Origin of the sequence: Longirhabdus pacifica (assembly GCF_004115085.1) — a bacterium.
GTDB classification, from domain to species: Bacteria; Bacillota; Bacilli; order Paenibacillales; family DSM-105158; genus Longirhabdus; species Longirhabdus pacifica.
This window is the reverse complement of sequence record NZ_QXJP01000010.1, coordinates 1-12,478: the sequence shown is the minus strand read 5'-3', so window position 1 is coordinate 12,478 and position 12,478 is coordinate 1. Positions and strand designations below refer to the sequence as shown.

The following is a 12,478-nucleotide window of genomic DNA, read 5'->3' as shown; positions in this document are numbered from 1 at the left end:
GGAGATAGACTCTTTTTATTAACGATAAATACTTAAGGGAGGGGAACCCCTACCTGTACAATTTGTTGGAACGTAGGTCGGTTCACCCATTCTAAAACAGGCGGAGCGAGTGCACCTAACTCGGAGTAAATGATATCATCTCGGTCAGCGTTGTATTTCCATGCATGTGGAGAACTGGAGCCGTATTGTGATGTTAATGTATCTGCGGCCTGATCTAATGCACCCCATAGTAACTGTTTGCATGTATTCAAATTGCCATTTCCGCAATATGTTTGATTCCAGGTATTAGCAACCTCTTTCCCTAACACTTGTCGCAAGTCTTTTTGCAAGTGACCATAAAGACCTTGTTGGAAAGCGGATCCAACTCGATTAGTAGGAGAATCTACAAAAGTAAACGGTAGGATCGTGCCGTTCAACACACTGGAAAAAGCTGCTTTCAGCATAGGCTCAAATGATGCATCAGCGATAGCAACAGCTACATCATGATCATATAAACCATCTCGCGGTGCAACATCTCTACGATGACCGCCTGATGCAACCCAGTCTGCTAAATAATTCCGCATCAATTGCAGTTGATTATCGTTATTCGGTGCTGTTGGGCCGAGCACTTCTAGCACATAAGGCAGCACTTCTTGCGCTTTTAAATCCGCTGTGGAAGCGTCTATAGTAACATTAAGTACATCTGCCCGATCTAATGGCTGGCCAGCATCAATCGCTGCTTGTATTTTCTTCTCTAGCAAATCCGAACGATGCACAGGACCAAAGCTAAAGTTATGATCCGCAGCTCTAAAATCTTTGGCCTGCTTATTATTCCAAGAAACGAAGTAACCTTGACTAGGATTCACTTCTTGTGGTTGTTGTTCCGGTGTTAAATAAGAAACCCAATCATATTCTCCCGTTCCCCAAGTTGGCAAATCAGGATGACTCCTTGGATCACGAATGGGAACTAAACCACTATGCTTATAAGCAATATCTTTGTTGTCAACATAAAACCAGTTAAATGTATAGTCCACTTGATCAAATGCTTGTAAAAATGCCTGAGTTCCACCAGCCATGAAATCGGGATCATTGATTTTCATGAAGCCAAATATACTACTGAGTTCATTGCCATAAGTAGAACGTTGATTCGTGATAGCCACAGGCTCTCCATCCACTGTACCTCTACCAACGACAGGACCATAAATGGTGCGCTGTACGTTAATATTGAGCTGCATATGTTGGTCAGCAACTTCAACTTCTGGTTGTCCAGCTAGCAACGTCGCTACTTGTGAATGATTGAATTGATCCATCGGCATACATTGATTGTTGTACTCATAATGCGTAGATTGTAGAGTAGGGGAGGAACCATTCGGTTCACATAACTTCACAATCCATTGATCCACATTATCTGCCTGAGAAGAAGTCGCAGACCATGCATAGTCTTTTCCTCTTCCCATTTGCACATAAAAGTTAATACCTGCAAATCCAACACCTCGTGCTTCTATACCAGGTCCTTTTGCAGCAAACTCCATTAATAGCTGTGGGCTATAATAACTAGTTTGTGGACCGAATACGGCGATAGGAACACCTTTTGATGTATGTTCACCAGCAACGAGGAGTGCGTTGCTCATTTCATCAGGAATAGCAATATTCATTGGACCAAAAGGCCCGTCCGCTTGAATGCCTTTCCGAGCATTCATCTGTTGTTGCATCTCTAGTGCAGAGAGTGGTACATCTAACAAAGCAGTAGATGATGGATTAATTTGTGCCATATCTGCTTGATAGGGGAAGGAGGTAGAAGTGACAACGGGTGCTTCATCATCGTTAGCAAAGCGAAAATCTTCCCACATTTGTAAACCTTTGCTCTCTCCATATTTTTGTTGGAGAGAAGATAAAAATAGTCCACTTGCGACCTCATTTCCTCCACCTTTACCAAACACTCCACCAATAAAAGAGGCGATGGCAACAGCATCTTCATTTTTCCACGGTTGTGGTTTTTTGAACATGGAGACATATTCTACTGGTCGTTTTCCTAATTTCCTTCTTGCTATATCAATATAAGCATTTACCCCTGCGGTATAAGCATCCATGTCCGCACAAGCTTGTTTCCCGTCTGCACCTTGACTACAGATAGCATTTATCTGTGCAGTTAATTCTTCTTCTTTGTATGGTGCATTTCTCAATTGTTCTCGATCGAGTGCTTCATTACTTTCACTAGAGCCAAGAAACTCTGTCAATTTACCTCTACCTAAATTTCGTAATACGTCCATTAAGAATAAGCGATCTTCCGCTGTAGCATAACCGATACCATACAATGTTGCTTCTCTCGTGTTACCGAAGATATGAGGGACCCCATAAATATCTCTTTTAATAACGACACCAGATTTTGGCGAATATTCTTCCTCAAACCTCACTTCATTTTCGATAGCAGCTACTTTGAAATATTGCAGCAGCTCAGATTCTGTTACACTTTCTCGAGCGGCTAAGTTATTATACATCGCTGTCTGATCATTAAAATGATCTGGATATTTCTTTGAAATTTGATATTTGAGAAAATCTCCTGTGTTCACAAATCCATTTTGTCCAGGTGGCATAATACTTAAAAAATCAGTAGAATCGTATAGAGAAAAATCCACATCTAATGACATCGTTTCCTTTGCTTCTAGTGTGTAAGTGTCGGTTGCTGCCATGGAAGGTAAAGGCCATGGGAATGAAAATAGTAGAGCCAATACCAGCAAGCATAAAAGCGCTTTCAACTTAACACGATTAAAATGATGAAACATAACAAATTCCCCTTTCGATTTTAAATTTAATTTGAATATTCTGAATAATTAAAGTGTTATAGTTCATAACCAACTAATTTCACAGAGATTTTCCCATCTTAAACATATCGGTAATACGTTGGTTGAACAAGCTAATTCAACTTATCTAGCAAACTATAAATTATTCAGATACTATATTCATATCATATTATACATAATTTAGCAATAATTTTATTAAATGTATTTTAATAGTCTGAACAAGATACAAATAGTACAATCATAAAAAAATCCCCTAAAAAGGGGATAGTGTCGTTAAAATAATACAGCTTACATTATTTTTTAGTAGCTGTCATTGTACCTAATCCATCTACCATTTTTTGTTCGATCAATACTTCATTTTCTTCCGCTAACTTATTCAATTCTGAGAACCAGCTAATTATTTTCATCGCTTCTGACGTCGCTACCATTGTTTCTTCTGACATTTTTTCTTGATCTTCATTTTTTATTGCTTCCACCATACCTACTGTAGAAAAATATACTTTCTTCGTGATTTCAATATACTCCTCACGCAAGTTTTTTACCTCTTCTGTTTCTGGTACTGGTATACTATCTAAAGACGAAATAACCTCACTTGCTATTTGTTCGAATTCTACATATTGTTCTTCTGTTATCTCCATAGTACCAGCATTTACCTCTTCTATAATGCTTTGCATAGTTTCTATTTGTTTTAGATTTTCTTTTTGTTCCTCAGAAGCTTTTCCTATACCGTCATTTACAAAAGATATCAAATCATCTTGGATGGAAACCCCACCATTACATGCACTTAAAACCATACTCAACATTAAAATAAAACCAAAAATAAAACCTTTCTTCACCATGCTCACTCCTATAAATGTATTTAATCTAATTACTTAAAAATGGGTACAGTGTACATAAATGATTATATTAAATGTATATAAATTAAACAATATTTTATACACATTTTAGTATTTAATGACTACTAAATATTCTCAAATAGGTATTCAGATTCACTGTATTCATTTCACACACTACTATGTTACAATCATAAAAAATCCCCTAAAAAGGGGATAGTATCCTTAAAATAATGTAGTTTAAATTATTTTTTAGAAGCTTTCGTTATTACACCTAATTCGTCTAACTCTAATATTACATCATGTTCTGCAGCTAAAGTATTCAGTTTCAATGTCGTATCTAAAAGTTCACTTGTAGCTTCTGTCATCACTACTGTTTCTTCAGTAACTTTTACCATATCTCCATTTTTCATTGCTTCAAAAATACCTAGTGTAGCTGTAAATATTTTTTTAGAAGAGTCAACATGTTGGTTGTATAAACTCTTTACTTCTTCTGTCTCAGGCTCTGACAAATTATCGAGTGATGAAATCATTTCTTCCAGTGTTTTGACAAGGTCATCGTATTCTTCCTCTGTTATATCAAAAACACCTGTAGCTAGAACTGGTTCCATTAAGTTTTCTAATTTAGCAGAACTCTCCACATGTTCCTTATCAATCTTAGCCGCCTCATTCACAAAAGATATTAAATCATCTTGTACAGACACCTCGTCGCTACCACCACATGCAGTTAATACGATACTCAACATTAAAATAAAACCAAAAATTAGACCTTTCTTCACTATGCTCACCCCTATAAATGTGTTTGTTATACATATTTTAATTTAAGCACGATCATGCTTGAGATGACGTTCTCTCTCTATGCACCTCATCCTCTACAGCCCACACTTTAAAAAACAATTTAATATGCATGAAATGATTATATTAGATCGAAACATATTAAATCAATAGTTTATATAAAAAATAGTATAATGAGACCAGATAATATAATCAAATAGGTATTTAGATCTAAATAATAAGTTTTATGAAATAATTTTTACTAATAACTATAATATACCAGTAAATTAATTATATTTTACCTCAGACACCATAACTTGAAAAATAAAAAAATCCCCAACTGGGGATAGCATTGTCTTACAAAAAAGTCATGTTATCTTCGCTATTTTTTATAAGCTTTCAAGTGTGCATTTCCATCTACTACTTGTTCAATAAATACATCATGCTCTTCCGCTAACATGTTTAACTCTGTCATAAAGTTAAATAAGTCTTGTCTTAATGTATTCATTAATTTTGTTTCAGCTTTAACTTTTTCTTTATCTCCATTTTTAAAACTCTCAAATACACCGAGTGAAACGGATAATGTATTTTTAGAGAATTCAACATATTTCTTATGTAAACTCTTTACTTCATCGGTCTCAGGTACTTCAATATTGTCTAAAAGTGAAATAATATCATCATGTACTTTTTTAAGTTCAGTAAATTCTTCATCTGTTAATACTAAAGCACTCCCAGTAGATTGCTCAAATTTTTCCAAATTTTCACTTTGTTCCTCTTCATACTTGGCCATACCATCATTCACAAAAGATATTAAATCATCTTGTACGGACACACCCTCGCTACCACCACATGCAGTTAACACGATACTCAACATCAAAATAAAACCAAAAATAATACCTTTCTTCACTATCCTCACCTCTTTAAATGTGTTTGAAATGCATAAAATACATATTTTAATTTAACATGCATGAAAAGATTATATTAAATCTAAATATATAAAACAATAGTTTACATCATAAATAGTATAAACAAACTAACCTCTTTCACTAAATAGGTATTTGGATTGACACGAAAGCATTATGAAATAAGCTACATGCATTTTTATCTGACCACAATAAGTTAACAAATCAAAAAAATTAACAAAGAATAGCTTTGTGAACCTGAACTAACAAGAAGTACGGTTATTCACATTATTTTTCAAATTGTATATCGTACTTTCATCTCACACATGATATGATGAAGGAATGGAAAAAGAAAGAGGTGTCAACATGAGCACATTTAAAAACTTAGGCATTCAAACTGAACTACATGAACAATTGAAGGCAAATGCGCTAATTGAGCCCACTCCTGTGCAAAAAGAAAGTATACCATTAGCCTTAGAAGGCAACGATATTATTGCACAAGCACAAACGGGGACGGGAAAAACATTAGCTTTTGTATTGCCTATTTTACAGAAAATAGATGTATCATCTAAACAACCGCAAGCGCTTATCGTCGCACCAACGAGAGAACTTGCCTTACAAATTACAGCAGAGTGCAAAAAATATGCTGCTTTTCAAGAGAAAATAAAAGTGTTAGCGATTTATGGTGGACAAGATGTAGAGAAACAACTTCGTAAATTAGAGGGTGGAGCACAAATCATCATTGCTACACCTGGAAGATTACTGGATCACCTTCGAAGAGAAACGATACATTTGTATAAAGTGCAAACACTCGTGTTAGATGAAGCGGATCAGATGCTACATATGGGTTTTTTACCAGAAGTAGAACAAATCATTCAACATACATCAGATAAAAGGCAAACCATGCTGTTTTCAGCAACCATTCCAGCGCAAATTCGTACACTGGCAGAGCGCTACATGAAGAAACCTGCACACATTCATATTCAGGCCCAAGACAAGCAAGTAACATTAAAGCAAATTAGTCAAATTGTCGTAGAAACAACAGACAGAGCCAAACAACAAACACTTCGTCATCTTATTGATGAATATCGTCCATTTTTGGCCATCATCTTTTGTAGAACAAAGCGAAGAGCACAGACACTATATGAAGCCTTGCTTGAAGAAGGATACTTAGTGGATACGATACACGGTGATCTTTCTCAGGCAAAAAGAGAAAAAGTCATGAAAAGCTTCCGTGAAATGAAAATACAACTACTGGTAGCAACGGATGTGGCAGCTAGAGGGCTCGATGTGGAAGGTGTAACTACCGTTTTCAACTATGACATGCCACAGGACACGGAAGGATATATTCATCGCATCGGAAGAACAGGAAGAGCAGGGGAAAAAGGGGTCGCAATTACACTTGCAACTTCAAGAGATCGACACCGTTTAAAAGAAATTGAAACGGCCATCAAACAAAACATGAAGCGCAAAAACAAGCAAAACGACGCCAATGAAGACAGAGAGAAGGCAGACCGTAAGCCGAGAAAAACAGCTGGAGATAAATCCAAGTCATTTCATAAAAATAAACCAAACAACAGTGGAACAAAACGTACATCGCCATCAAAAACAAAAACAAACGCACGAAAAAGTAAGTCAAATCAACATAACACGACATCTAAATCTTCTCAAGATCGCAAACAAAACCGTAACAACAAGCGAAATAGTGCAAACAGTAGAAATACGGGTAGAAGGGGAAGAGGTAGAGGTTAAAGAAGATTGCTGTTCGTCTAGCAGATTGTAAACATCCTGCTGGCGAACAGCTTTTTTTATAAAGGCATATTGTTAACATTTTTCATCGAGACATGACATGACAGAATTGTAAGGTTAAACCCACAATTGTAATATAAATCGATGGTTCTCAGTCCCTCACTTCTATATACTCGTTATTAAAACACACTGATATTACTCTAATTCAATGACTAGACCATAGTTAAGGAAAAAACTGGACAATAGTCTATAGAATTGTATTATACAAACGATTATTATAGTTTTATATCACATAAAGGAGGAGGTTGCCATGTAATTCTTTTATAGATCTGATTTGTAACCAACTTTTAGTTCAAAATAAGTTGATTGAAAAAGTTCATTCCACTTATATAAAAATAAAACTGAGGAGATGTGTATGTGTTAAATCAATTGTTTGTTCTAAATAAAAAGAATTTATTAACAATATCGCTCATCATCGCTTTTTTTATTAGTATAGTAAGTCCAATCAATTCAGCAGCAGAAGAGATACAAAGTAACGATGATGATCAAATACAACAAACGAAAGAAGAGATGTTTAAAGGGAAACTTATTAAACCGATACATTTTGCAAATGCCATGCTGAAAGGAAAATACAAAAAGACCTACGCTCAGTTATCTACAGAACTCAAAGATGTAATACCTTATGAAGATTGGAAAGAAGTCGTAAACTATCTTAATGAAGGAGTGGAGGGGAAATATCACCTGCGCAAAACGATGACGCTAAACGGAGAATCATCCTATAGATGGAGTGATTCATCAGAAAAGAAAGTCCTGTATATATTCTTTGATAAAAATCAATATGTTCAAGATATTTTACCGTTATCTGGTGAACAACATTCCGATACAGATGCCATTCGAACGGAAACATACTTTAAACTTCCTTTTACAGGACAAATGTTTGTAAGCGGTGGAGGCGCTAATGCCATAGACAATCATCATTACGGCAATTTCGAGTTAAACAGATATGCATATGATTTTATCATCGTCGAAGACGAATGGACGTATGAAGGTGATGCCAAAAACAATGAAAGCTATTTTGTCTTTGGAGAAGATGTCATCGCACCAGCAAACGGTACAATTGTAGTTGCAGAAGATGGCATTGTAGACAACGTTCCAGGGGAGCTAAACAGTGAACAGCTATTAGGAAATCACGTGATTATCGATCATGGAAATAATGAATACAGCTATTATGTCCATTTAAAGCAAGGATCAGTTGCGGTGAATGTAGGAGATGAGATTACAGTAGGTGATTTAATAGGACAAGTAGGCAATTCAGGAGAATCTACTCAACCACACCTTCACTTTCAAGTTTCAGATAGTCCTGACTTTTTGAATGGGAAATCCATTCGCATAAACTTTACTCATTTTGATGATCTAATTGGCGGACAAGTTGTTGAAGATCCATTCCCAATGTTTTCATTTGAGGAGCCTACAGGAACATATCCAGTAGGAACGGAAACGTATCATTGGATAGATGAGAGTCGCGCAGAAACGTTTAGCGATGATCCAGACGCAAAACGTGAATTGATGGTACAGGTATGGTATCCAGCTGAAGCAGAAATCGGTAATCCTGATCATTACCTAACACAACAATTGACAGAAGTATTGGCACAAGCAGTTGGAGGATCGATGAGTCATCTAAATCTTATCGAAACAAACTCTTATCCAGAAGCCACCGTTTCCCTAGAGCAAGGTCAATACCCTGTGCTCATCTTCTCTCATGGTATGGGTGTGTATCGCAACTCAAATACATTTCAAATGGAAGAACTAGCAAGTCATGGTTACATTGTCGTTTCCATTGAACATACGTATCATGCTTTGGCAACTGTATTTCCAGATGGGAGAACGGTGAAAATGCCAGTTGAGGCTAGACCATCTGATGAAGATCTGAATACTTTCATGACCATATGGAAAGAAGATGCTTCCTTCGTACTTGATCAGCTTGAACAACTTAACAATGGAAATTTAGATGATCGTTTCACAGGGAAGCTAATTATGGATTCCATAGGGATGTTCGGACATTCCTTTGGAGGAGCTAAATCATTTTGGATGTTGGAACAAGATGATCGCGTGAAAGCGGCTATTAACATGGACGGTGGGTTGTACGGAGGAACAGTGCCTGAAGAAGGTGTAGATAAACCATTTTTCTTTATGACTATCCCTCATAGTCTTGAAGAATGGTTGAAGATAGCAGAACAGACGGGCGAACCTCGGGAAGAGGTAGAAAAACGATACTATAAAGTAATTACAGATTGGGAAAATAGTGTTGAAAATGGAGGCATGTCATTAGTCATGCCATATGCAACACATAGCAGTTTCACTGATATGACCTTATATGGATCTATGATACGTGCAGAAGGTGAAGATGCGAGGTACAATCATCGATTAATCAACGAATTCACGCTTGCATTTTTTGATCGTTATATCAAAGGTAAGGATGAAGATACATTACAGCAGCTAGGAGAGAAGTACCCCGAAGTGAATTTCAAAGTGAATCCATAATGTGTAAACATTCACAGTCATTTAAAAAGTCATAAGGAATCAATAGTAAAGGATACACTTCGGTGTATCCTTTTTATGCAGGAGATTGTCTTTTATCGTTGAAATATTTTAATGTAGAAGAAAAATGGGGGCTCTTCATCCATTAATATAAGGTGAAACACAAAAATCAGAATGAATCCAGCTCCTCATCTCTTATAACCGCAATGGTCTCAAGCACACGATGATCAAAGGCAGTTAGCGATTCATTTTCTTTTACTTTATTCGGCCAGTCCGGATTTACTAAAGCACTTGTTCCTAATGCAACAAAATCAGTATTCTCATTTGCAATCATTTCTTCTGCTTTGGATGGGTTTCCTAAATGTCCATTTGCAATAACAGGTACGTTACCATACTTTTTCGCAAGATAAGCAAGTGTATGACCATGTTCCCCAAATGCTGGTTTATACGCTCTATATTGTGTAGTGTGAATATAATCTACACCAGCAGCGGAAAGACTAGAAAAAACACTTGGGCTGTTTTTCCAGAAGGATGTCCATTGTGAAGTGTATTGATGGAATGGCTAGAAGTTAGAGGAGAGAAAGCAGCTAATGTGATAGAAGTAAACGCCTTACACACGTTGTTAAACTGTGTTAAATTAGCCTTAGCTTCAGCCATTTTGCCTACATCCGTCATCACTAATAACGATGAAAGAGAAGCATACCACGTTACCCTTTTACCAGAAAAATATCGGAATATGCCTACACAATTTGTTCGACGCAAAGACCTGGAGGGAAATAAAATCCTAATTTCATTTATTGAAAAGATTAAAGAAAATGAGTTGTGATGTGTAAACTCCGTTATTATATAATAAAAGGAAAAGGACTACTAAGGTGACCAACAATGAAATAGAAACGCTATGACTACATAGTGAAAAAAATTAAATTTAAAGGGGGCTTATGAGATGGAACTAGGACTAAAAAAAGGCGAAGTCAAATTAGTACAACCACAGGATGAAAAGTGGGAAAATGAATTCAAACATGTTCAGCAGCGTATCCATGCAGCAACACATGTAGATCAAGAGAAGATAATACATATTGGAAGTACAGCAATCAAAGGCATCGTAGCAAAGCCAATCATTGATATTATGGTTGGTGTTAACAACATACATAATATTTCTACATCATTCTTCACAAATCTTAAAGAAGTTGGCTTTCACAGATTATTAAAAGTAGAGAGGGAGGATGAGATTGTACTAGCAAAATTTAAAGACGACACCTATCAAGTAAAGACGCACTTTGTTCACCTTGTCCCATATAAAGGAGAAAAATGGTGCAATTTAAAATTTTTTAGAGACTGTTTGAACAGTAACCAATCACTTAAAAAAGAGTATGAGCAATTAAAAATATCTCTTGTTGAAAATTCAGCTTGCAATATAAATGAGTACACCGATGCCAAAGAAGCGTTTGTACACAACATATTTAGCATGAGAATATCAGACACAGAAAAATACAACATTCGTAAAATGAAACAAGAAGATATAAAGCAAGTTCAACAAGTTGCTAAAGCAAGTTGGAATGCCACTTATGAAGGGATTATTCCTTTCGAAATTCAAGAGAATTTTTTAAAATCTGCGTATAGCGATGAAATGATGCAAAAACGCTTAGATAACACCCTTATGCTAATATCTGAACGGGAAGGAGAAATTGTAGGCTTTGCAAATTTTTCACCAGTAAAAAAACAAGGTAAAGTCGAGCTAGCTGCCATTTATCTTTATCCGCAGTATCAAGGACAAGGAATAGGTTCGGCATTACTACAAGAAGGAATTAAAAACCTGAATAATGTAAAAGAAATTTACATCAATGTTGAAAAAGAGAATACCATTGGTAAAAGCTTTTATGAAGCAAAAGGCTTTGAAGTAATAGAAGAGTTTGATGATCATTTTGATGGGCACATCTTGAAAACAATCCGGATGGTTTTAAAGGTTTAGCCACTTTTATGAGCTACAAGGCTATGACTCAAATGCAAAAACAGCGTGTTAAACATAATATTAATGTATGTCTAAAAAATAGCAAATGAAAATGATATAATAGACAAAAAAAAGCGAGAAAATGCAATCTAGAATTTTGGCGATGATATTAGCTATGTCACATAAATTTTTATCCGATGAACAAATAAACGAATTTTTGGAGGTGATGGAAATGAATAAAGTTTATGAGGCGATTGAAAAGAAGGGTTGGGAAAAAGGGATCGCAAGAGGAATCGAAAAAGGTATGGAAAAAGGAATTTTGAAGACAGCTGAAAATATGCTGAAAGAAGATGTCGATATTAACGTTATCAAGAAAGTTACAGGACTTTCAGAAAAAGCAATTATGAATTTAAAAAAATAAACAACAAAGAGCTCCGAAGCCACTTCACACAACGGCTTTCGAGCTTTTTAAATTTCAAAATATTTCCAATGACATTACTAAAACAAAAAAATTAACTACGGATCATCCAGTGGAGATGCTGTCTCATTTGCTTCTTTCTAACTAAACGACAATGATGATGAGGTGATGTTATGACAAACGTTAAAATTAAAATGTGTTTATTTATTTTTACAATGATATGGATCATAACAGCATGTAGTCAAGAAAAATATATTAATTTTGTGAAACTGTCAGAACAAGATAATTTTTCAATTCCACAGGACGCAATATTAATTCAATCATCAGAAAATGAATGGGAGTATGAAATTAAAGAAAAACATGAACTTGTTTATAAACAACATATTGGATCGGCTACACTTAGCTAGACAGAAAAATTAAGGTCAAGTAGACTAGAATTAATATATTAGAGGAGCGAGTTCTACAATGACCAAAAGAACAAGAAGAACATTTACACCTGAATTTAAACAACAGATGGTAAAACTTTATGAGAGTGG

10 protein-coding genes and 1 pseudogene are annotated in these 12,478 nt (G+C 35.7%); 6 read left to right on the top strand and 5 right to left on the bottom strand.

Annotated elements, in window-relative coordinates; genetic code table 11:
- Positions 1-32: 32 nt before the first annotated feature.
- The 4 genes from D1Z92_RS09310 to D1Z92_RS09295 form a co-directional block, all read right to left on the bottom strand.
- Positions 33-2,762 (bottom strand): penicillin acylase family protein, encoded by a 2,730-nt coding sequence (locus tag D1Z92_RS09310; RefSeq protein WP_128895397.1) that lies wholly within the window; start codon positions 2,760-2,762, stop codon positions 33-35.
- Positions 2,763-3,073: 311 nt separating this feature from the next.
- Complete coding sequence (locus tag D1Z92_RS09305; RefSeq protein WP_128895396.1) at positions 3,074-3,619, bottom strand: hypothetical protein; 546 nt, start codon at positions 3,617-3,619, stop codon at positions 3,074-3,076.
- A 239-nt stretch (positions 3,620-3,858) separates the two neighbouring features.
- Positions 3,859-4,392, bottom strand: coding sequence for an Asp-tRNA(Asn)/Glu-tRNA(Gln) amidotransferase subunit GatC (locus tag D1Z92_RS09300; RefSeq protein WP_128895395.1), 534 nt, complete (start codon positions 4,390-4,392; stop codon positions 3,859-3,861).
- A 377-nt stretch (positions 4,393-4,769) separates the two neighbouring features.
- Positions 4,770-5,294 carry a hypothetical protein gene (locus D1Z92_RS09295; protein WP_128895394.1) on the bottom strand — a complete coding sequence of 175 codons (525 nt, stop codon included), beginning with the start codon at positions 5,292-5,294 and terminating at the stop codon, positions 4,770-4,772.
- Positions 5,295-5,655: 361 nt separating this feature from the next.
- Between D1Z92_RS09295 and D1Z92_RS09290 the strand changes: the two genes are divergently transcribed.
- Both D1Z92_RS09290 and D1Z92_RS09285 read left to right on the top strand, forming a co-directional pair.
- Complete coding sequence (locus tag D1Z92_RS09290) at positions 5,656-7,041, top strand: DEAD/DEAH box helicase (RefSeq protein ID WP_206099734.1); 1,386 nt, start codon at positions 5,656-5,658, stop codon at positions 7,039-7,041.
- A 414-nt stretch (positions 7,042-7,455) separates the two neighbouring features.
- Complete coding sequence (locus D1Z92_RS09285; RefSeq protein ID WP_128895392.1) at positions 7,456-9,579, top strand: peptidoglycan DD-metalloendopeptidase family protein; 2,124 nt, start codon at positions 7,456-7,458, stop codon at positions 9,577-9,579.
- 166 nt (positions 9,580-9,745) lie between these two features.
- On the opposite strand, the pseudogene D1Z92_RS09280 reads toward D1Z92_RS09285, so the two are convergent.
- Positions 9,746-10,054 (bottom strand): annotated as a pseudogene (locus D1Z92_RS09280) (oxidoreductase); the annotation flags it as partial.
- Positions 10,055-10,129: 75 nt separating this feature from the next.
- Here D1Z92_RS09280 and D1Z92_RS09275 point away from each other — a divergent pair.
- From D1Z92_RS09275 to D1Z92_RS09255, 4 genes are all read left to right on the top strand, one after another.
- Entirely contained in the window at positions 10,130-10,402 is a 273-nt protein-coding gene (locus tag D1Z92_RS09275; RefSeq protein ID WP_128895390.1) for a LysR substrate-binding domain-containing protein, read from the top strand.
- Positions 10,403-10,519: 117 nt separating this feature from the next.
- The gene (locus D1Z92_RS17815) at positions 10,520-11,545 is read left to right on the top strand and encodes a GNAT family N-acetyltransferase (protein WP_370741255.1); all 1,026 of its coding nucleotides are present in this window, start codon (positions 10,520-10,522) and stop codon (positions 11,543-11,545) included.
- A 211-nt stretch (positions 11,546-11,756) separates the two neighbouring features.
- The gene (locus D1Z92_RS09260; protein WP_128895389.1) at positions 11,757-11,945 is read left to right on the top strand and encodes an Rpn/YhgA-type helix-turn-helix domain-containing protein; all 189 of its coding nucleotides are present in this window, start codon (positions 11,757-11,759) and stop codon (positions 11,943-11,945) included.
- 170 nt (positions 11,946-12,115) lie between these two features.
- Positions 12,116-12,349 carry a hypothetical protein gene (locus D1Z92_RS09255; RefSeq protein WP_128895388.1) on the top strand — a complete coding sequence of 78 codons (234 nt, stop codon included), beginning with the start codon at positions 12,116-12,118 and terminating at the stop codon, positions 12,347-12,349.
- Positions 12,350-12,478 lie beyond the last annotated feature (129 nt).

Bases quoted from the DNA above. Each gene is read 5' to 3' on its own strand.
- D1Z92_RS09290 (WP_206099734.1), top strand. From the start codon at position 5,656: ATGAGCACATTTAAAAACTTAGGCATTCAAACTGAACTACATGAACAA.
- D1Z92_RS09305 (WP_128895396.1), bottom strand. From the start codon at position 3,619: ATGGTGAAGAAAGGTTTTATTTTTGGTTTTATTTTAATGTTGAGTATG.
- D1Z92_RS09260 (WP_128895389.1), top strand. From the start codon at position 11,757: ATGAATAAAGTTTATGAGGCGATTGAAAAGAAGGGTTGGGAAAAAGGG.
- D1Z92_RS09275 (WP_128895390.1), top strand. From the start codon at position 10,130: ATGGAATGGCTAGAAGTTAGAGGAGAGAAAGCAGCTAATGTGATAGAA.
- D1Z92_RS09310 (WP_128895397.1), bottom strand. From the start codon at position 2,762: ATGTTTCATCATTTTAATCGTGTTAAGTTGAAAGCGCTTTTATGCTTG.
- D1Z92_RS17815 (WP_370741255.1), top strand. From the start codon at position 10,520: ATGGAACTAGGACTAAAAAAAGGCGAAGTCAAATTAGTACAACCACAG.
- D1Z92_RS09255 (WP_128895388.1), top strand. From the start codon at position 12,116: ATGACAAACGTTAAAATTAAAATGTGTTTATTTATTTTTACAATGATA.